14 protein-coding genes and 1 pseudogene are annotated in these 20,297 nt (G+C 72.0%); 11 read left to right on the top strand and 4 right to left on the bottom strand.

The features are described 5' to 3' along the window. Positions 1-118: 118 nt before the first annotated feature. The 5 genes from ACFW3D_RS38805 to ACFW3D_RS38785 all read left to right on the top strand — a co-directional run bounded on the left by ACFW3D_RS38805 (position 119) and on the right by ACFW3D_RS38785 (position 7,222). Positions 119-988 carry a carbohydrate ABC transporter permease gene (locus tag ACFW3D_RS38805; RefSeq protein WP_500512791.1) on the top strand — a complete coding sequence of 290 codons (870 nt, stop codon included), beginning with the start codon at positions 119-121 and terminating at the stop codon, positions 986-988. After that, complete coding sequence (locus ACFW3D_RS38800; RefSeq protein WP_500512783.1) at positions 985-1,902, top strand: carbohydrate ABC transporter permease; 918 nt, start codon at positions 985-987, stop codon at positions 1,900-1,902. Before ACFW3D_RS38805 ends, ACFW3D_RS38800 begins: the two co-directional genes overlap by 4 nt. A 94-nt stretch (positions 1,903-1,996) precedes the next feature. Next, positions 1,997-3,253: a glycoside hydrolase 5 family protein gene (locus ACFW3D_RS38795; RefSeq protein ID WP_500512781.1), complete on the top strand. Its 1,257-nt coding sequence runs from the start codon at positions 1,997-1,999 to the stop codon at positions 3,251-3,253. A 59-nt stretch (positions 3,254-3,312) separates the two neighbouring features. After that, the gene (locus tag ACFW3D_RS38790; protein WP_500512779.1) at positions 3,313-6,342 is read left to right on the top strand and encodes an alpha-mannosidase; all 3,030 of its coding nucleotides are present in this window, start codon (positions 3,313-3,315) and stop codon (positions 6,340-6,342) included. 175 nt (positions 6,343-6,517) lie between these two features. Beyond that, positions 6,518-7,222: a 2-phosphosulfolactate phosphatase gene (locus ACFW3D_RS38785; protein WP_500512789.1), complete on the top strand. Its 705-nt coding sequence runs from the start codon at positions 6,518-6,520 to the stop codon at positions 7,220-7,222. A 183-nt stretch (positions 7,223-7,405) separates the two neighbouring features. Here the strand turns inward: ACFW3D_RS38785 and ACFW3D_RS38780 are convergent, their stop codons facing one another. Beyond that, on the bottom strand, positions 7,406-8,002 hold the full coding sequence (locus ACFW3D_RS38780; protein ID WP_500512777.1) for an SMI1/KNR4 family protein: 597 nt from the start codon (positions 8,000-8,002) through the stop codon (positions 7,406-7,408). 482 nt (positions 8,003-8,484) lie between these two features. On the opposite strand from ACFW3D_RS38780, the gene ACFW3D_RS38775 reads away from it, so the two are divergent. From ACFW3D_RS38775 to ACFW3D_RS38750, 6 genes are all read left to right on the top strand, one after another. After that, positions 8,485-9,564 carry an MBL fold metallo-hydrolase gene (locus ACFW3D_RS38775; protein ID WP_500512775.1) on the top strand — a complete coding sequence of 360 codons (1,080 nt, stop codon included), beginning with the start codon at positions 8,485-8,487 and terminating at the stop codon, positions 9,562-9,564. A gap of 131 nt (positions 9,565-9,695) precedes the next feature. Continuing rightward, positions 9,696-10,505 carry an alpha/beta hydrolase gene (locus tag ACFW3D_RS38770; RefSeq protein WP_500512773.1) on the top strand — a complete coding sequence of 270 codons (810 nt, stop codon included), beginning with the start codon at positions 9,696-9,698 and terminating at the stop codon, positions 10,503-10,505. After that, positions 10,502-11,308 (top strand): SDR family NAD(P)-dependent oxidoreductase, encoded by an 807-nt coding sequence (locus ACFW3D_RS38765; RefSeq protein WP_500512771.1) that lies wholly within the window; start codon positions 10,502-10,504, stop codon positions 11,306-11,308. The genes ACFW3D_RS38770 and ACFW3D_RS38765 overlap by 4 nt, the downstream gene beginning before the upstream one ends. 16 nt (positions 11,309-11,324) lie before the next feature. Continuing rightward, positions 11,325-12,371, top strand: a complete 1,047-nt coding sequence (locus tag ACFW3D_RS38760) for an alpha/beta fold hydrolase (protein WP_500512769.1) — start codon at positions 11,325-11,327, stop codon at positions 12,369-12,371. Next, entirely contained in the window at positions 12,368-12,844 is a 477-nt protein-coding gene (locus tag ACFW3D_RS38755; protein ID WP_375817558.1) for a cupin domain-containing protein, read from the top strand. Before ACFW3D_RS38760 ends, ACFW3D_RS38755 begins: the two co-directional genes overlap by 4 nt. A 38-nt stretch (positions 12,845-12,882) precedes the next feature. Further along, a complete protein-coding gene (locus tag ACFW3D_RS38750) occupies positions 12,883-13,740 on the top strand; it encodes an alpha/beta fold hydrolase (RefSeq protein ID WP_500512767.1) in 858 nt (285 codons plus the stop codon). A 73-nt stretch (positions 13,741-13,813) separates the two neighbouring features. On the opposite strand, the gene ACFW3D_RS38745 is transcribed toward ACFW3D_RS38750, so the two are convergent. The 3 genes and pseudogenes from ACFW3D_RS38745 to ACFW3D_RS38735 all read right to left on the bottom strand — a co-directional run. Continuing rightward, on the bottom strand, positions 13,814-16,579 hold the full coding sequence (locus ACFW3D_RS38745) for an ATP-binding protein (protein WP_500512765.1): 2,766 nt from the start codon (positions 16,577-16,579) through the stop codon (positions 13,814-13,816). Positions 16,580-16,718: 139 nt separating this feature from the next. Further along, the gene (locus tag ACFW3D_RS38740; RefSeq protein WP_500512763.1) at positions 16,719-19,499 is read right to left on the bottom strand and encodes a helix-turn-helix transcriptional regulator; all 2,781 of its coding nucleotides are present in this window, start codon (positions 19,497-19,499) and stop codon (positions 16,719-16,721) included. 201 nt (positions 19,500-19,700) lie between these two features. Beyond that, a pseudogene (locus tag ACFW3D_RS38735) lies at positions 19,701-19,904 on the bottom strand (transposase); the annotation flags it as partial. Positions 19,905-20,297: the final 393 nt, after the last annotated feature.

The raw sequence follows: 20,297 nt of genomic DNA, 5'->3' as shown, positions 1-20,297 counted from the left end.
CCCCTTGTGTTCCCGGTCTTCCCAAATCCGTACCCCCCCCCCCGGGGGCGGCTGCGCGGGGGGCGCGGGGCCGGGGGCCGCCGGGTGCTCCGGCTCCGGACGGCCGCGCCCCCGCGGGATCCGCCGCCACCGCTGGTGGAGCCCGTGGCTGTTCGCCGCGCCGGGCCTGATCGTGGTGTGCGCGTTCAGCCTCTGGCCGTTCTGCAGCACCCTGTACAACTCGCTGACCGACCGCCGGACGCTCGTCGGCGGCAGCTACGTCGGGTTCGAGAACTACCGAGCCCTGCTCCACGACGACGCGTTCTGGATCGGGCTGCGCAACAGCTCCCTGTACGTGGCGGGTGTGGTCCCGGCGCTGGTCATCCTGCCGCTGCTGCTGGCCCTGCTCGTGCAGCGGCGCATCCCCGGCATCGCCTTCTTCCGCGCCGCCTTCTACACGCCCGTCGTCGCCTCCGTGGTCGTGGTCGGCCTGATCTGGGTGTGGCTGCTCGACGACCGCGGCCTGCTCAACTCCATCGTCACGGCGGTGGGCGGGAGCCCGGTCAACTTCCTGGGCGAGCAGTGGACCCTGTTGCTGAGTGCCATGGCTCTGACCATCTGGAAGGGTCTGGGCTACTACATGATCATCTACCTGGCGGCGCTCGCCGACGTCCCGCGCGAGCTGCACGAGGCGGCCGCGGTCGACGGCGCGGGAGCCCTGCGCCGGTTCCTCACCGTCACCATCCCGGCCGTCCGCTCCACCATGGTGCTGGTCGCGGCACTGTCCGCGGTCTCCGCGTTCAAGGTCTTCACCGAGGTGTACGTCCTCGCCGGGCCGAACGGCGGCCCCGCCGGTGAGGACACCACGCTGGTGATGCTCGTCCAGCGCACCGGCACCGGACTGACCGGGCGGGTCGGATACTCGTCGGCCATCTCCGTCGTCATCTTCGTGGTCGTGGTCGCGCTGATGCTGCTTACCCTGCGCGCCGACCGGAAGGAGGATGCGTGACCATCGCCACCGAAACCCCGACCGCTCCCGCCGGCACGCCGGCCGTCCGGCGCCGGCCGCGGCGCGGAGTGCTGGACGCCGACGGCCGCCGTGTGCGGATCCCCGAACTCGTCCTGCGCTACCTGCTGCTGCTCGCCGTCCTCGCCATCACCATCGGGCCGTTCCTGTGGCAGCTGTCGACCTCGCTGAAGGGCCCGCACGAGGACATCTTCAGCACGCCGCCCTCGTTCCTGCCGCAGCAGCCCACGCTGCACAACTTCGGACGCGTCTCCGACACCATCCCGGTGTGGGACTATGCGCTCAACTCGCTCACCGTGGCGGTGTCCAGCGTCGTCACCAACTGCGTCGGCGCTGCCCTCGCGGGCTACGCCCTGGCCCGGCTGCAGCACCGCGGACGGCGCGCGCTCCTCCTGGCGTTCGTGCTGGCGATGCTGGTGCCCGTGGAGGGCCTGATCATCGCCCAGTTCACCTTCGTACGTGACCTCGGCCTGAACAACACCCTGATCGGCGTGTTGCTCCCCGGCTCCGTTGGCGCGCTGAACGTGCTGCTGATGCGCAACGCGTTCCGCAACCTGCCCGACGAGGTGGAGGAGGCCGCGTACATGGACGGCGCCAACGTCTGGCAGCGCTTCTGGCGGATCGCTCTGCCGTCCGCTCGGGGCACCCTGGCCGTCGTGGCGATCTTCGCCTTCATGGGCGCCTGGGACGACTTCCTGTGGCCGCTGGTGGTGCTGAGCGACCCCTCGAAGTACACGCTGACGGTCGGTCTGAACTACCTGCACGGCACCTTCGCCAACGACGAGCGCCTGGTGGCCGCCGGGACCATCATCGCGGTGGCCCCCCTGATCGTGCTCTTCGGCGCTCTGCAGCGGTACTTCTTCCGCGGCGTCGGGGAGGGAGCCGTCAAGGGCTGACCGTACGGCCCTCGCAGCTACACACCGGCACCGCCCCATCCGACTGCCCCGCCCCGGCGGAGCAGGCCCCACAAGAGTCAGGACACCCGTTCCGATGCCCGTTCAAGGACCGCGCTTCGGCGTCAACTACACCCCCAGCCAGGGGTGGTTCCACCACTGGCTCGACTTCGACCTCGATGCGGTGCGCAGGGACCTCGACGGGATCGCGGACCTCGGTCTGGACCATGTCCGGGTCTTCCCGCTGTGGCCGGTCTTCCAGCCCAACCGCTCCCTGATCCGGTCCCGGGCCGTCGAGCAGCTCGTCGCGCTCGCCGAGGCCGCCGGCGAACGCGGGCTCGACGTCAACGTGGACGGACTGCAGGGACACCTGTCCAGCTTCGACTTCCTGCCCTCCTGGACCCAGACCTGGCACCGGCGCAACATCTTCACCGACCCCGACGTCGTCGCCGGCCAGACCGCCTACCTGAGCACGCTGGCCGCCGCCCTGGACAGCCTGCCCAACTTCATCGGCATGACCATCGGCAACGAGATCAACCAGTTCTCCGGGCCGCCCCATCCCGACCCCGACCCGATCACCCCGGCCCAGGCGGCCGCCTGGCTGCGGACCGTGCTCGCCGCATGCGAGGACGCCGCCCCCGGCAGGCAGCACCTGCACGCCGCCTACGACGCCGCCTGGTACCTGGACGGGCACCCCTTCACCCCCGCGCACGCGGCGAACCTGGGGGCGATGACCGCCGTGCACTCGTGGGTCTTCAACGGCACGGCCCAGCGGCACGGCCGCACCGGAACGGCCACCGAACACCACGCCGCCTACCTCATCGAGCTGTCCAAGGCATGGGCCGGCGACCCGCACCGCCCGGTCTGGCTCCAGGAGGTCGGCGCGCCCGCGCCCCTGATACCGGCCGAGCACGCCGCCGACTTCACCGAGGCCACCGTCGCGAACGCCCTGGACTGCGAGGACGTGTGGGGCATCACCTGGTGGTGTTCGCACGATGTCTCCCGGGACCTCGCCGACTTCCCCGAACTCGAGTACTCCCTCGGCCTGCTGACCACGGAGGGCAAGGTCAAGCCGGCCGGCGAGGCGATCCGGAGGATCGTGGGGGAGCGCCGTGCCGAACCGCACCGGCCGCCGGTGACCCGCACCACCGCGCTCGCCGTCGACGTCGGCGACGACGAGACGGCCCCCGACCGCTCCGTATGCGCGCCCGGAGGCGCGTTCTACGAGGCGTTCGTCCGGCTCACCGCCGACGGTGTCCGCCCTGCCGCCGTGCTCGCCTCCCGTGCCGACGACGCCGCCCACCTCGCCGCACGCGGGATCACCGAGGTCGTCCGGCCCGGCCAGGTGCGCTGACCCGCGGCCCGCCCCCCGTACCGTCCACCCTTCCGCCCCACCCGCACAGGAGCCACCCCATGCACGACGACCGCAAGCTGGTCGAGGCCCGCCTCAAGCGCGTCCTCGAAGAACGCATCCGGCCCGCCCTCTACCCGGAGTCGACACCGCTCGAGGTCGCCGTCTGGACCGCACCGGGAGAGCCGGTACCGGTCACCGAGGGCCTGACCGCCCCCGTCGAGCCGATCGCCGTCGGCGACCGCTGGGGCGCCCCCTGGGGCACCAGCTGGTTCCGTGTCTCCGGAACCGTCCCCGAGGCGTGGGCCGGGCGGACCGTCGAGGCGGTCCTGGACCTCGGCTTCGACGAGAACATGCCCGGTTTCCAGTGCGAGGGCCTGGTCTACCGGCCCGACGGCAGCCCGGTGAAGGGCCTCAACCCCCGCAACCAGTGGGTGCGGATCGCCGCCCCGGCCACGGGCGGTGAGAAGGTGCTGCTCCACATCGAGGCGGCCTCCAACCCGGTCCTGCTCGACTACCACCCCTTCCTGCCGACGCAGCTCGGCGACAAGGACACCGCCGGCGACGACCCCCAGTACACCCTGACCCGCATGGACCTGGCCGTTCTCGACGAGACCGTCTGGGAGCTGGTGCAGGACCTGGAGGTGCTCGGCGAGCTCATGGCCGAGCTCCCGGAGGACTCCGACCGCCGCCACGACATCCTGCGCGCCGTCAGCCGCGCCCTGGACGCCGTCGACCTGCAGGACGTCAACAGCACCGCGGCCGCCGCCCGCGAGCGGCTGGCAGACGTGCTCGCGGTACCCGCGCGGCCCACCGCGCACCGCATCAGCGCGGTCGGGCACGCACACATCGACTCCGCCTGGCTGTGGCCGCTGCGCGAGACCGTGCGGAAGGTCGCCCGCACGACGTCGAACATGACCGCCCTGCTCGAGGACGAAGGCGACTTCATCTACACCATGTCCCAGGCCCAGCAGTACGCATGGATCAAGGAGCACCGCCCCGAGGTCTACGCGAAGGTCAAGAAGGCCGTCGCGGAGGGACGCTTCGTACCGGCGGGCGGCATGTGGGTGGAGTCCGACACGAACATGCCCGGCTCCGAGGCGATGGCCCGCCAGTTCGTGCACGGCAAGCGCTTCTTCCTCGAGGAATTCGGCATCGAGAACGAGGAGGCGTGGCTGCCCGATACCTTCGGCTTCGCCGCCGGCCTCCCTCAGATCATCAAGGCCGCCGGGTCCAAGTGGCTGCTCACCCAGAAGATCTCCTGGAGCACCATCAACAAGTTCCCGCACCACACCTTCACCTGGGAAGGCATCGACGGCACGCGGATCTTCACCCACTTCCCGCCCGTCGACACCTACAACTGCTCGATGAAGGGCAGCGAGATCGCGCACGCCGCGCGGAACTTCAAGGAGAAGGGCAGGGCCCGGCACTCCCTCGCGCCGACCGGCTGGGGAGACGGGGGCGGCGGCACCACCCGCGAGATGATCGCCAAGGCCGCCCGGATGCGCGACCTCGACGGTTCTGCGACGGTCCACTGGGAGACCCCCCGCGAGTTCTTCACCAAGGCCGAGGCCGAGTACCCCGACCCGCCGGTGTGGGTGGGCGAGCTCTACCTCGAACTGCACCGTGCCACGCTGACCAGCCAGGCCCAGACCAAGCAGGGCAACCGGCGCAGCGAACACCTGCTGCGCGAGGCCGAACTGTGGGCGGCCACCGCCACCGTGCGGACCGGCTTCAGCTACCCCTACGAGCAGCTGGACCGGCTCTGGAAGACGGTCCTGCTGCACCAGTTCCACGACATCCTGCCCGGCTCCTCGATCGCCTGGGTGCACCGCGAGGCCCGCGCCACGTACGCCGCCGTCGCCGAGGAACTGCTCGGCATCATCGACGCCGCGCAGCGCGCCCTCGCCGGCCCGGCCACGGGCGGCGAACTGGTCTTCAACGCCGCGCCGCACACCCGTGCAGGCGTGCCCGCCGGCGGCGCCGCCTCCGTGACCCCGGCTGCGGCCACGGCACCGCTTCCCCGCGACGGCGGCGGATTCGTCCTCGACAACGGCCTGCTGCGGGTGGAGATCGACGGACGCGGCCTGGTCGTCTCCGCGTTCGACCACAGCGCACGCCGCGAGGCCGTGGCCCCCGGAACGGCGGCCAACCTGCTGCAGCTCCACCCCGACTTCCCCAACCAGTGGGATGCCTGGGACGTCGACGAGTTCTACCGCAACACCGTCACCGACCTGACCGACCTGGACGAGCTGGTCCCAGCCGGCGACGGCACCGCGTCGGTACGAGTGGTCCGCCGCTTCGGCTCCTCCACCGTCACTCAGGTGCTGTCCCTGGCGCCTGGCGCCAAGCGCCTCGACATCGACACCGAGGTGGACTGGCAGGAGACGGAGAAGTTCCTCAAGGCCGCCTTCCCGCTGGACGTCCACGCCGAGCGATACGCCTCCGAGACCCAGTTCGGACACGTCTTCCGGTCCACCCACACCAACACCAGCTGGGACGCGGCCAAGTTCGAGGCGTGCAACCACCGTTTCGTCCATGTCGAGGAGCCGGGCTGGGGGGTCGCCCTGGTCAACGACTCCACCTACGGGCACGACGTGACACGCACCGTACGAACCGAGGACGGCGGGACCACCACCACCGTGCGCGTCTCGCTGCTGCGCGCGCCACGCTTCCCCGACCCGGAGACCGACCAGGGTGTGCACCGCTTCCGCCACGCCTTGGTGCCCGGGGCCTCGATCGGCGACGCCGTCGCCGAGGGCTACGGCATCAACATCCCCGAGCGCCGCGTGGCGGGCACCGTGGCGGTTGAGCCCCTGGTCACCGTGGACAACGACGCGGTGGTCGTGAGCGCGGTCAAGCTCGCGGACGACGAGAGCGGCGATGTGATCGTCCGGGTGTACGAGTCGCGGGGCGGGAGGGTGACCGCACGGCTGCGGCCGGACTTCGCTGCGGCCGATGTCACCGTGACCGACCTGCTGGAGCGACCGCTGGCCGGCGTGGCCAGCCCGGAGTTGGTCGACGGCGCCGTGGAACTCCTGCTGCGACCCTTCCAGCTGGTGACGCTCCGGCTGGCCCGTAGCACCTCATAACGGCACGACGTCGGTGCCCGGAAGCCGGGTTGGGCTTCCGGGCACCGCCGACAGGGACTGAGCCGGACACCGACCCGGATTACACAAGCGGCGGAGGACGGGCGGTCGCTGCATTCCTCGCGCCGGCCCCGGCCCCGGTCCAGCGGCCTGAGTAGACTGCGCCGGCGTGATTGGAATGGACGCTCGATTCGTTGGTATCGCTGAGCTGGTCGAGGCCCCGTCCGTGGCCGTCGTGGTCGACGTCATGCGTGCTTTCACCGTGGCTGCCTGGGCCTTTGCCCAGGGGGCGGAAAAGATCGTTCTTTCCGAGTCACTGGACGACGCTCTGGCGCTGAAGACCCGCCACCCGGATTGGATGGCACTCAAAGACGGTCCGCCCGCGGCTGGGTTCGACATGGTCAACTCTCCGGGCATGCTGCGGACTGCTGACCTTCGCGGACGGACCGTTGTGCAGAAGACCACCGCAGGGACGGTCGGCGCGCTTGCCGTCAAGGACGCACCGCTCGTGCTGTGCGCCGGCTTCGTCGTGGCGGAGGCGACCGCCCGGTTCTTGCGGGCACGCGGGAGCGACAGCGTCACGTTCGTGGTCACGGGCGAAGACGGACAGGCCGATGAAGATGTGGCGTGTGCTGAATACATCGCTTGCAGGTCGGCCGACGCCGAGGCGGACGCTTCCGTGTTCCTCCGCCGAGCTGCCGAGTCGCGCGCCGCTGCCGAGCTTGCGGAGGGGGTCCGTCAGGGAGTGCATCCTGACGACGTTGCACTCTGCCTTGAGCTCGACCGTTTTCCCTTTGCCATGGTGGCGGCCTTGGAAGACTCGCTCATGGTCCTGCGTCGGTGTGCCGTACCTGCGCGGGCCGACGACCCTGCGATCTGCTGAGCGACAGCCAACGTCCGGTCGGGCATGCGGCATCCACCTGCTCTACGGCGGCGGACGACTCGGCCTGATGGGCACCCTTGCTGACGCCGCCCTGAACGCCGGCGGCCGGGTCGCCGGCGTGAACCCGGGAACGCGCTGGTCGCGTTGATTCCACAGTGTGTGGCTGCCTGCGTGGAACGGATGTCACTCCTCCCGCCACCTGAGAGACCCGTTCACCACCTGTGGGCGCTGCACATCCCAGTGGCCACGCTCAAATCCGTCGGCGAACGACGTCAGCAGCTCGCCCAGGGAATCCTTCGGATCGGTTTCGTTCGGGCTTGCTTCGGCATAGTGGAGCACACCGATTCCGGAGGACCCTGAAGCGTCCAGGGCACAACCGTAGTAGGCGCCTTCGAAGTCCCAGAGGACCGGGATCAAGTGGGGCTGCCAGTAGCCCTCGGCTTCCTGTGCCAGGTCCAGTAGCCGGGCGCGGGTCGCGATGATCTCCTCGCACCCCAGGTACACCTTGCTGAACGGGAAGATCACCGAATCCAGGTGATTGAACGGTACAACGCGCCCGTTGGGGAGGGTCTGCGTGGTGTCCTTCGCGCCGCTGCCGTTGTTCGCCCGCAGCAGGACTTCGAGCACGTCCGGCACCTCGTACCCCAGCGCGTCGCGCAGACCCGCGATGTCCTCGTCCGTCGCCGGACCGCGCAGCGCCTCTTTCGTGGACGGCGCGTTGACCCCGAGCCAGCGCACGATCCGCCCCCAGGCCGCCTGCACTTCCTCGATCTCGGACACTCCGGCTGGATCTCCTTGATCTTGACGCAGTAACAGTGGGCGACATTGCCCCGCATCATCGGCACACCACTTGGCTCTCCCCGCCGGATGCTTGCCGCTCTACGGCGACACCCTTTCGCGCGGCCTGACTTTAGCGGGTCATCGATGTTGAGCGGTGCGGAGGTCCAGCAGGTGGCGTACGGCCGGGGCCGGCTGCCTCGCACGAGGCATCGCCCACCTCACGTCGCCGCGGGTACGCCCCGGAGGGGACTTCGCCACGGCACATCCCGGCTTCGCACCGGGGCCGGTCCCCAGGCCGTGCCGAGCGGCCGGGGCGTTCCGGGACAGGGGTCTTTCCTCGATTCGAAGGGACCCGGCCCGGTGGTGTCCTGGCGGTCGTGCACATGATCGCGAGGAACTCCGCTGACATCGATGTCGTTGCCGAGCCCCAGGCCCGGCCGGGGAGACGTCCGCCGCGATCGCCTGATCCTGAAAGGCCGGTCATGAAGACGACATTCTGGGATGCCGCGGCGAACCGCCGCTCCCTGCTGCGCACGGCGGCCGTGCTGCCCGCGGCCGCCGCGCTCGCCGGCGGGGCCCTGGGGGGCACGGCGGCCGCCGCGGCCGACACCCCCGGGCTTCCTGATTTCGCGCCCGTCCCGCCCGCCGCGACCGGGCCGAGAATCAACGACGCGGGCTACTTCGTGGGCCGGATCGACGGACACCTGTACTGGGTGACCGACGGCTTCTACCAGGCGATGTTCCTCAGCACCAGGGAAGGCGTCGTCCTGGTCGACGCCCCTCCGACCATCGGCCACAACCTGCTGCGGGCGATTGCGGAGGTGACACGGGCCAACGGCCGTCCGGCAAAGGTGACCCACCTCGTCCACTCGCACTCGCACGCCGACCACGTGGGCGCCTCGTCGATCTTCGGCAAGGACGTCGTGCGCATCGGACATGCCGAGTGCCGGCGCCTGCTGCTGCGCGCCGCCGACCCGAACCGCCCGGCGCCGACCGTCACCTTCGAGGACCGCTACACACTGCACGTCGGCGGGGAGCGGCTGGAGTTGGCCTACCACGGCCCGAACCACTCCCCGGACAACATCTTCGTCCACGCGCCGGAGCACAGGACGCTGATGGTCGTCGACATCCTGTATCCGGGCTGGGTGCCGTTCAAGAACCTGGCGGTCTCCCAGGACATCCCGGCCTGGCTGCGGGCGCAGGACATCGCCATGGGGTACCCGTGGCGGACCCTGGTCGGCGGTCACCTCGGCCGGCTCGGCGTGCGCGCGGACGGCGACCTCCAGCGCGCCTACATGGCCGACCTCGAAGCCTCCACCCGGGCCGCCATGAACCTGGACCCCACGCCCTACTTCGACAAGTACGGCCCGCAGGGCAACTCGTGGGCGATCTTCAAGACCTATCTCGACGCGGTGGCGGCGCAGGCCGCCGCACCGGTCGCCGCGAAGTACACCGGGGTCCTCGCGGCCGCGGACGTGTTCACGCTCGACAACGCGGCGGCCCTGGTCGAGTCCTTCCGCATCGACGCCGGGACGCTGGGCCCGTTCGGCACCCGTCCCTGACGCCGGCCCCTGACTCGGGCCCCTGACTCGGGCCCCTGACTCGGGCCCCGACCTTCGCTCCCGATCCTCCGCCCGGTCCCGACTGGGCCCGCCCACCCATCAATTCCGCTCGCGAGAAAGGCCCGACGGCCATGACCAGTCCCACACCCGTCCTCTTCATCCACGGCCTGTGGCTGCACAGCACGTCCTGGCAGCCGTGGATCGACCTGTTCGGCGACGAGGGCTACGCCCCGTCCGCGCCCGGCTGGCCCGGCGACCCCGACACCGTGGAGGAGGCCCGGCAGAACCCCGAGAGCATCGCCGACCACGGCATCGACGACGTCGTCGAGCACTACGCGTCCGTCATCCGCGGCCTGGACACGCTGCCCATCCTCATCGGCCACTCCTTCGGCGGCATGATCGCCCAGAAGCTGCTCGGCCAGGACCTGGCCGCGGCCGCGGTGGCCATCGACGCGGCGCAGATCAAGGGGGTCCTGCCGCTGCCGCTGTCGGCGCTGCGGTCGACGCTGCCGGTGTTCAAGAACCCGGCGAACAAGCACCGCGCGGTGTCCCTGAGCGCCGAGCAGTTCCGCTTCGCGTTCGGCAACGCCGTGAGCGAGGAGGAGTCGGACGCCCTGTTCGCGCAGTGGACCATCCCCGCACCGGGCAAGCCGCTGTTCGAGGCCGCCGCGGCGAACTTCAACCCGCACTCGCCGGCCAAGGTCGACACCGGGAACTCCGGGCGCGGCCCGCTGCTGCTGATGTCCGGCGGCAAGGACCACACCGTCCCGGAGGCCGTCACCCGCGCCACGCTCAAGCAGTACCGGCACTCCGAGGCGGTCACCGACTTCATGGCGTTCCCCGACCGCGGGCACTCGCTGACCATCGACAGCGGCTGGCGCGAGATCGCGGACGAGGCGCTGTCCTGGCTGCGGCGGCAGGGCCTGGAGGGCTCGCGGTGACCCCTCCTTCCCACGACCTCGGCCTGGAGGGGCAGCGGGCGGTGGTCACCGGCGCCGGCCGGGGCATCGGCCTGGCGATCACGCAGGGCCTTCTCAGGGCCGGGGCCCGGGTCGTCGCCGGGACCAGGAGGCGCACGGAGGAACTCGACGACCTGATCGAGCAGGGGGCGGAGCTCACCGTCGTCGAGGTCGACCTGGCCACTCCCGACGGTCCGGGCGCGCTGGTGGCCGCCGCTGTGGAGCTGCACGGCGGGCTCGATGTCCTGGTGAACAACGTCGGCGCGGTGCGGCCGCGGGTCGAGGGCTTCCTGGCCATGACCGACGCCGACTGGGACTGGACGTTCACGGTGAACTTCATGGCCGCGGTGCGCACCACCCGCAGCGCGCTGCCGCATCTCATCGACACCGGGGACGGCCGGATCGTCACCGTATCCTCGGTCAACGCCCGGCTTCCCGATCCGCTGGTCATCGACTACAGCGTCGCCAAGGCCGCCCTGTCCAACTTCTGCAAGGCGCTGTCCAAGCAGGTGGGTCCGCAGGGCGTGCGCGTCAACTCGGTGAGCCCGGGGCCGGTCGAGACCGCGCTGTGGCGGGGCGCGGACGGGGTGGCCGCGACCGTCGGCGCGAACCTGGGCCTGGATCCGCACGCCGTCGCCGACACCGCCGCGGCCGAGGCGGTCACCGGGCGGTTCACCCTGCCCTCCGAAGTGGCCGACCTGGTCGTGTTCCTGGCCGGCCGGCGCTCGGGCAACGTCACCGGCGCCGACTTCCTCATCGACGGCGGCATGACCGACACCCTCTGATGATTCTGGAGCCCAAGTGAGATTCCACCTGCCCGGAAACCCACGCGGAAGCGAGCGCGGTAACCCGCGCCGAAACCGCCGCCTGCTCGGCGCGGCCCTCGCCGTGGCCGTCGCCCTGGGGGTGACGACGTTCACCACGAACGCGGCCCCCGCGTCGGCCTCGTCCGCCGGCGAGCGGTTGCCCGCGGGGTTCAGCGAGCACAAGACCCGCGTCGCCGGTATCGGCCTGCACTACGTCATCGGCGGCCACGGGCCGACGTTGCTGCTCGTCCACGGCTACCCGCAGACCTGGTACGAGTGGCACGGCATCATGCCCGCACTCGCCGCGCACTACACGGTCGTCGCCCCCGATCTGCCCGGCGCCGGGCAGAGCGACGCCCCGCCCTCCGGCTACGACAAGAAGACGATGGCCACCGAGCTGCACGCGCTGCTGGTGTCCCTCGGCAGAGCCGGTGACGTGCGGATCGTCGGCCACGACATCGGAACGATGGTCGCCTACTCCTACGCCGCGCAGTACCCGGCGACGGTGAAGAAGCTGGTCCTCAGCGAGGCGCCGATCCCGGACAAGAGCATCTACTCGATCCCCTCGCTGACCGAACAGGGGCCCGGCGTCTGGAACTTCGGCTTCTTCAACCTGACCGACGGCCTGCCGGAGAACATGATCAGGGGCCGGGAGGTCGCCTGGACCGCCGGATTCATCGGCGGGTTCGAGGGCGTCCGGGGAGCGGTGAGCCCGGCCGACATCCGGGTGTACGCGCACTACCTGCGCGACCCCGCCCACCTCGAGGCGAGCCTCGCCTGGTTCCGGGTGTTCCCGCAGGACATCCGCGACAACGAGGAGTTCGCGAAGACCCTGCTGCGGATGCCCGTGCTGGCGATCGGCGCCTCGGGCAGCCTCGGCGACGCCGAGGGCGAACAGGTCGCGCGGTACGCCTCCGACGTCACCGCGGTGACCATCCCCGACTCCGGTCACTGGATCTACGAAGAACACCCCGAGGAACTGACCGCCATGCTGCTCGGTTTCCTCGACCGCCCCGCCTCGCCTCTGGAGCAGCGATCGTGATCAAGAGTTTCCCCGGCTTCGAAGCCACAACCGACACCGAGCCGTTCTGGTTCCTCGGCGGGCAGGCCAGGATCCTGCTCCCGGGCCGGGCGACCGGCGACGCGATGAGCCTGATGGAGTTCTCCGACCCGATAGGCCACGCGCCGCCGCACCACGTGCACGAGAACGAGGAAGAGCTCTGGTTCGTGCTGGACGGCGAGGTGTCCTTCTTTGTCGGCGACAAGCGCCACGACCTGATCCCCGGGCAGGTCGCCTTCGGCCCGCGCGGCGTGCCGCACAGCTACCTGGTCCGTTCCGAGGGCGCGCGGCTCGCCGTCGTCTTCAGCCCGGCCGGCATCGAGGAGTGGTTCAGGGTCAACGGTGTCCCGGTGACCGACGCCAGGGACATTCCGCCGGCCTTCGACCTGGCGTCGATCGTGGGCTCGGCCGAGGCCTTCAAGCTGCGCGTCACCGGGCCGCCGCCGACGTTGTGACGCCCCATAAGTTGCCGACATCCAGAAGGGAAGCCGACATGAAGTACACCCTGCCGGTGCCGTCGGGACGGGCCCTGCTGCGACGCAGGAGCGTGGTGATCCCCGCGCTGGTGGCCGCGGCCCTGCTGGCCGTCCCGGCGAGTTCCGAGGCCGTGCCGCACTTCCACGCCCCGGCGCCCGCCGCCGCGCACACGGCCAAGCCGACGGTCGTACTGGTGCACGGCGCCTTCGCCGACTCCTCCAGCTGGAACGGGGTCGTGACCCGCCTGGAGCGCGAGGGCTACCCCGTCCTCGGCGTGGCGAACCCGCTGCGCGACCTGGCCGGTGACTCGGCCTACGTCTCCAGCGTCCTCGACAGCATCCCCGGGCCGGTCGTCCTGGTCGGGCACTCCTACGGCGGCGCGGTCATCACCGATGCCGCCGCGGGCCACACCAATGTCAGGGCCCTGGTCTACATCGCCGCCTTCGCGCCCGACCAGGGCGAGAGCGCCCTGGGGATCACCAGTGAGTACCCGGGCAGCCGGCTGCCCTCGTCCCTGGTGGTGCGGTCGTTCCCCGGCGGCGGCCAGGACGCCTACATCGACCCCGCCGCCTTCCGGAAGGTCTTCGCGGCGGACGTGCCGGCCCGCGAGACCCGCCTGATGGCGGCCGCGCAGCGCCCGGTGGCCGTGGGCGCGCTGGCCGCGCCCAGCGGCGCACCGGCCTGGCGGACCATTCCGTCGTGGTACCTGGTCGCCGGGGCCGACCAGGCCATCCCGCCGGCCGCGGAGCGGGCCATGGCCCAGCGTGCCCACTCCCGCACCGTGACGGTACGGGATGCCTCGCACGCCGTGTCGGTCTCCCACCCGGGAGCCGTCGCGGACCTCGTCGAGGCGGCCGCCCGGGCCACCGTCTGACCGACACGTACCGGTGAGCACCGAACGGCGGGACCGTGCGGCACCGCGCGGTCCCGCCGCCGGGCGGCGGGTGTCAGCCGGCGGAGGGCTGATCGCCGTGGCGGGTCAGTGCGGCGGCCAGCTGGCCCCGGGAGGCGATGCCGAGCTTGGGGAAGATGCGGTACAGGTGCGAGCTGACCGTGCGGTGCGACAGGAACAGCCGCTGTCCTATCTCGCGGTTGGACAGCCCCTGCGCGGCCAGCTCGGCGATCTGGGTCTCCTGCGGCGACAGCAGTTCGCGCGGGTTCGACGTGGGCTGCCACCCGCGCTCGCCCGTCGCACGCAGCTCCTGGTCGGCGAGGTTCGCCCAGGTGCGGGCACCGACGGCGTCGAACGCCGACCGTGCCGCCCGCAGCGGTGCACGGGACTCCAGGACACGTCGCTGCCGGCGCAGCCACGAGCCGTGCGCCAGGTCGATGCGGGCGCGGTGCCACGGCATCGGGGCAGCCGCGCCGTCCCTGGCGGCGTGGAACAGCGAATCGGCCGACGCGCGGTCGGCCAGCACCGCTCTCGCGTACTCCAGGGCGATGGCCGCCCCCGTGGGCGGGGAGGCACCCACGAGCCGCTCGACGGAGGCCAGCGCGGTTCTCGCCTCGGCCCGCCGATCGGTGCGGACGGCGGCGTCGGCCAGGTAGCCGAGCGCCCACACCTGCTGCATCCGCTGGAACGCGGGATCGGCGGTCTCGAACATGCGGCGGAGCTCGCCGTACGCCTGCTCGTGCCGGTTCGCGCCCAGTTCAGCGGCGCCCCGCGCCAGCTGCACGCCGGCCAGCAGGGACGACGCGGCGTTCGGGGTGCGCAGCGCCACGTGCTCGGCCTCGGAGAGCAGGGTGTGGCGTGTGTCCCAGCCTTCGCGCACCGCGTCGATCAGGGCCACGGCGATGCGCGCGGTCGCGGCCCACAGCGACTGGCCGGTCTCGTCGGCGAGCCGCATGGCCTCGTCCGCCGAGCGCGCCGGGTCGAAGACCCCCAGGTAGACCTCGGCCCATGCCCGGATCGCGAGCGCCTCGGCGAGCAGGCTCATGCGGCCCTGGGCGCGGAGTTCGCGGACGGGGGTGGACAGGAAGCCGACGGCGTGCCGGAAATCGCCCGTGCAGAAGGCGGCGATGCCCAGCAGGCCGGCGAGTTCCGGTTGCCCGTCGGCGTCCGCCGGCCACCGGGCGAGCTGCTCGACCACCATCGGCGTCCGCTCGTGGAATCCGCACAGCGCGTGCAGGGCCAGCAGCCGCGGGTCGTGCGCCGGCAGGTTCACCCGCTCCGCGGCCCGGACGATCTCGTGCCGCAGTGTCGGACCGGGATCGCGCCACCACACTCTCCGGGCGGCACCGACCAGCAGCTGCATGGCGAGGTCGACGTCCCTCTCGCCGGTGGCGTGCCCGGCCAGGTCCACCAGGTGGCGCACTTCCGCGGGTTCACCTGTGGAGCCGTCGTGGAAGACGCCTTCGAGCCACGCCAGCCGCGACCGGTCGCGGTGCCGGAGCGTCATCCCCGCGACCTGGGCCTTGATCTGCTCGACGTGGCTGAACCGGCCCAGTTGGAAGCCGAGTTCGGCGGTGCCCAGCAGGCGTGCGGCCTGCGACCGGGGGTCCGGGCTCAGTGCGGCCGCCCGTTCGAGCCACGCGGCGGCCGAGGAGATCGCACCGCGGCGCCGGGCGTTCCCGGCGGCCTGTTCCAGCTCGGCCGCGATCCGTTCGTCGCGTCCCGACACCGAGGAGGCCCGGTGCCACACCGCGCGGTCCGGATGACCGGTCAGCACCTGCGCGAGCGCCGCGTGCGCCTCCCGGCGTGCGGCCGGCGGCATGCCCTGCCGCAGGGCCGAGCCGACCAGCGGGTGGGCGATGCGGTACCGCTGGCCGGTCACGGTCAGCAGCCCGTGCTCGAAGGCCGGCTGAGCCGTGCCGAGGTCGACCGGCGAACCGTGGAGGATGCCCGCGGCGGCGAGGACGTCGTCGAGGTCGTCGCCGTCGTCGACCGCGGCGACGGTCAGGACGGCGCGGACGGCCGGGTCGAGGTGCTCGGCCCGTACGGCGAACGCCCGCTCCAGGCGGGTGGTCATGGGCAGGTCCTCGTCGAACTCGGTCCACGCGTACCGCCCCGACTCCAGCGCGCCGGCGAACTCGACCAGGGCGAGCGGATTGCCGCGGGCCTGCCGCAGCACGCGCTCGCGCACGGCCGGCGGCAGCCGCGGCGCCCGTGCGTCCAGCAGCTCGGCCGACGCGGCGTCGTCCATGCCGTCCAGCTCCGTCCACGCGATCGTGTGTGGGTCGGCGAACGGCGGGGCCTCGGGTCGCGACGTGCACAGCACGATCACCCGCTCACCGGCGATCCGGCGACAGACGAAGGCCAGCACGTCGGTCGACGGCTGGTCCAGCCAGTGCAGGTCGTCGAGGCAGACCAGGACCGGGCTCTCCTCCGCCGCGTCGACGAGCAGTTCCAGGACCGCCAAGGAGGTGAAGAACGGCTGCACCTCGATCGAGTCGCTCATGGCGAAGCAGACGAGCAGGGCGTCGCGCTGCGGGGCCGGCAGCCGGTCGACGCGGGGGAGCAGGGGCCGCAGCAGTTGATGGAGGCCGGCGAACGGGAGGTGCGTCTCGGACTGGCTGCCCCGCGCGGTGAGCACCGTGAACCCGGTGGATCGCGCGTGCTCCACGACCTCCGCCTGCAGCGCGCTCTTGCCCACCCCGGGCTCCCCGAACAGCCCGATCGCACGACCTCCGGAATCGACCGCGTCCAGGTGCCCGAACAGGGATCGCAGTTCGTCGTCGCGGCCGACGAGACGCCGGTTGTCGGTGGTGCTCACAAGAATCGATCATGCGGTCGATGGCGCCGCATGTCCACCTGCGTCCGGATCGCGGCCCGGCCGCCCGGCCGCCCGGCCGCCCGGCCGCCCGGCCGCGCGACCGGGGCCCGGAGCCACGACGGCTGCGGCCGGGCGGGGATCAGCCTGTCGTCGGTTCACCGATTGCCGCGGCGATCCGCCGGCGCGAGGTGATGCCGAGCTTGCGGAACACCTTGTTCAGGTGGAACTCGACCGTCGAGGTCGTGATGAACAGCCGGGAGGCGATCTCGGCGTTGGTCAGTCCCGAAGCGGCCAGCAGTGCCACGTGCCGTTCATGGGGCGTGAGATCGGACCTGGTCTCCGGTACGCGCCGGCGCGCCTTCTCCCCGGTCGCGAGGAGTTCGATCCGGGCCCGTTCGGCGAACAGCGCCGCGCCCCAGGCGGCGAAGGACTCGTACGCGGCTCGCAGGTGGTCCCTGGCCTCGGCGCGGCGCTTGCGCCGCCGCAGCCACTCACCGAACAGCATCCGGGACCGGGCGTGTTCGGCGGCCAGGGGGACCCTGCCCAGGAGGTCGATCGACTCCCGGTACCACTTCTCTGCGTCGGCGCCCTCTTCGGTCAGGGCCCGGCAGCGGGCTAGGAGCCCCAGTGCCCACGGCGTCCCGGCCAGCCGCGCGCGGTGTTCGAGCCGCTGGAGCGCCAGGGCCGCCGTGGGCCGGTCGCCCGCGCGGACGGCGGCCTCGACGAGGAGCGGCAGCATGAGGTTGCCCTCCGACGGGAAGTCCTCCTCGTAGGCGGGCAGCGCGTGGCGCAGCGCCTCGTCGTAGCGGGCCATGCCCAGTGCGAGAATGCACCGGGCGTGGAGCGCCAGCTGGCGCAGCATGCCCAGTCCGTACTCCGCGGCGACGGCGTCCATCGTCGCGACGACGGCGCGCACCTCGCTCTCCTTGCCCATCCACGCGTACAGCAGGGCCTTGTTGAGATCGCCCTGGGTCGCCAGGCCGATGGCCGCGGCGAAGTCGTCGGCCTCGGCGAGGAGCGCGTCGGCCGTGGCCAGCCGCCCGTTCCAGATCTCGGTGTACGCCTGGACCGTCAGGGACAGGGTGAGGCTGTACAGCGCTCCCTGGCTGCGGTTCTCGGCGGCGAGCCGGCCGACGATCCCGGCGTACGCGTCGATGTCCCACACGTCGCCCGCCACGAGGCCCACGATGATGCTGAGCGGGCTGGCCATGTCGTGGAGTTCGGCCGACCCGCGGAGCCCCGCCAGGGCCTCCTGGATCACCGGGACGCTGCTCTCGTAGCCGTAGGCGGTACGCAGGGCCAGGCCCTCGATCAGCCGGTCGGGGCTCCAGTCCGGGGCGTCCTGGTCGTGGGAGGCGCCGATCACGGCCTTGGCCACCTCGGCCAAGGTCGTGCGGTGCAGGGTGTTCTGGGCGATGACGGCGGCGTGCATGGCCTCGTAGAGCAGCTCCCGGGTCATGCGGGGATCGGCGTCGCCGAGTTCGGCCACGGCGTCGAGCATCATGGCGGGGACGCGGTCGTTGCGGGTGTCGAAAAGCTCGGCCGAGGCCCGGATCCGCAGCGCACGGGCGCGGGCGGAGGGCCGGTCGAGGGCGGGAAGCGCGAGGTCGAGCAGGGGGTTCACGGCGGCGTGGTCGCCGGAGGCCAGATGGGCCTGGGCCGCGCCGAGGTAGCGCTCGGCACGTCTGGCCGGCTCGGTGGTGAGTTCGGCCGCCCTGGACAGGAACAGCGCCTCGGCGGAGTAGCCGCCCCTGGCCCGCGCCCGGTCCGACGCGGCCTCCAGGTCCGCGGCCGCCGCGTCGTCGGTGCCGAGGACCGCCTCGGCACGGTGCCAGGCGCGCCGGTCGGGAATGCGGGCCGGGTCGCTGGCCGCTTCGAGGGCGGCGTGGATCCGCCGCCGCTCGTCCCCGGAAGCCGCCGCGTAGACGGAGGACCGGATGAGCGGGTGGCGGAATCCGGCGCCGGGCCCGTGTTCCAGCACGCCGGCTTCGACGGCCGCGGCCACTGCGCCGGCCGGCAGGCCCAGCGCGCCCGCGGCGTGCCGGACCACCGCCATGTCGTCGGTGGGCGCTGCCGCCATGAGGAGGAGCAGCGTCCGGGTGTCGGGTGGGAGCGCGGTCACGGACTGCCGGAAGTGCTCCTCCAGTAGCCTGCTCACCGGGAGCGGTTCGGGCAGGGGTGCGACTCCGGCCAGTTGCTCGGCGGCCAGGTGTGTGGCCAGTTCGACGAGGGCGAGCGGGTTGCCGCCGGTGCCGGTCACGATCCGGTCGGCGACGGCCGGGTCCAGGTGCCCGGCGGCGGCATGGGCCAGTACCTCCCGGGCGTCGGTGGCGGGCAGCGCGCCGACCTGCAGGGAGGGCAGGGCGTCGAACAGTCCCCGGTCGCCGAGGCCGTCCCTGGCCGCGAAGATCAGGCCCAGGGAGTCGGCGTGGAGCCGCCGGGCGACGAACGCCAGTGTTGCGGCCGACTCGGGATCGAGCCAGTGGACGTCGTCGATCAGGCACAGCATCGGCAGCTCCGACGCCGCGTCGGACAGCAGGGTCAAGGTCGCCAGACCGACGAGGTACCGGTCCGGGCGTGACGCGTCGGTCAGGCCGAACGCGCCGTTCAGGGCGTCCTGCTGCCGGGCGGGAAGCCGGTCGGCGCGGTGGAGGTGCGGCCGCAGGAGCCGGTGCAGCGCGCCGTAGCCGAGGGGCCTTTCGGCTTCGACGCCCACCAGCCGGGTCAGCGCGACGCCGGTGGCCTCGGCCGCCGCGTGGTCCAGCAGCCGTGTCTTGCCGATCCCGGCCTCGCCCACGAGCACCAGGACGCCGCTGAGTCCCTCCCGCACCGCTTCGAGCAGCCGTGCGATCGCCTCGCGTTCGGCGGGGCGGCCGACCATCGCCCGCCCCGTCGCGGAACGAGCCCCGCGCCACGCCATGGGAATCCCCTGTTCATCGAGTTCCTGACGGGAGAACACGCTAGGCGCGCGGTGGCGAGGCAATCGACCGTCACATGACGGTGGTTGCCCGCACGCCCCGGCCCCTTGGGGCGGATTCCTCGTTCTGGTCGCCCGTGTAGGCGGTATCGGGTCTGTTCATCGAACGGCTCTTCTCGTATTCGGTGGTGGCAGGGTGTGCTGCTATCCGAGGAGGATGCGGTGGTGAAGGAGGGTGGAGCCTGCTCGTCCGTGCATCTGTTGTGCGATCCGCTTGGGTTTCGTGTTGATGCCTTCGGTGGGGCTGTTGCTGTATGGAAGCGTGAGTGCGGTGATCACCGCGTCCCGGTCTCGCACCAGATTCCGGGCGAAGGAGTGCAGATGGGGCAGATCGGTTGCGCGGATCTGGCACCGCAGAGCACATCGCGGCCCTGCCCGGCGTCGCCGTCGTCGACCTCGGCCTACCCGCAGTCCTGACGGTGGCCCGCGGGACCACCTGGGCCACCGCCCGTACCCGCCACTCCGCCCAGCCGACCCCGGAAGGCCCCGGAAGGTCCCGGAAGGTCCCGGAACGCCCTGACGGCGCGGTCATACGGTGGGCCGTCCTGGGGCCGTCCAGGGCCGTGGCCGTCCCGTCGGGGGGCTTGCCCGGCGCTGCCGGGACGGCGTCGAGATGGGGCTGTGGGCCTCTTTGTGGCCGCTGGACGCGGCCCGGGCCGCCGGCCCGTGCCCGTGATGCCCGTGCGCCGCGCCCGCGGGGCAGTACGGAAAAGCGCCGGTGGGCGGGGCCGTGATCACGGC

This window comes from Streptomyces sp. NPDC058864 (assembly GCF_042742985.1).
Lineage (GTDB): Bacteria > Actinomycetota > Actinomycetes > Streptomycetales > Streptomycetaceae > Actinacidiphila.
This window is presented reverse-complemented; position numbering and strand designations above follow the sequence as displayed.

Excerpts from the sequence above, each read along its gene's own strand:
- ACFW3D_RS38790 (WP_500512779.1), top strand. The coding sequence starts at position 3,313 with ATGCACGACGACCGCAAGCTGGTCGAGGCCCGCCTCAAGCGCGTCCTC.
- ACFW3D_RS38785 (WP_500512789.1), top strand. The coding sequence starts at position 6,518 with ATGGACGCTCGATTCGTTGGTATCGCTGAGCTGGTCGAGGCCCCGTCC.
- ACFW3D_RS38775 (WP_500512775.1), top strand. The coding sequence starts at position 8,485 with ATGAAGACGACATTCTGGGATGCCGCGGCGAACCGCCGCTCCCTGCTG.
- ACFW3D_RS38750 (WP_500512767.1), top strand. The coding sequence starts at position 12,883 with ATGAAGTACACCCTGCCGGTGCCGTCGGGACGGGCCCTGCTGCGACGC.
- ACFW3D_RS38795 (WP_500512781.1), top strand. The coding sequence starts at position 1,997 with ATGCCCGTTCAAGGACCGCGCTTCGGCGTCAACTACACCCCCAGCCAG.
- ACFW3D_RS38770 (WP_500512773.1), top strand. The coding sequence starts at position 9,696 with ATGACCAGTCCCACACCCGTCCTCTTCATCCACGGCCTGTGGCTGCAC.
- ACFW3D_RS38740 (WP_500512763.1), bottom strand. The coding sequence starts at position 19,499 with ATGGCGTGGCGCGGGGCTCGTTCCGCGACGGGGCGGGCGATGGTCGGC.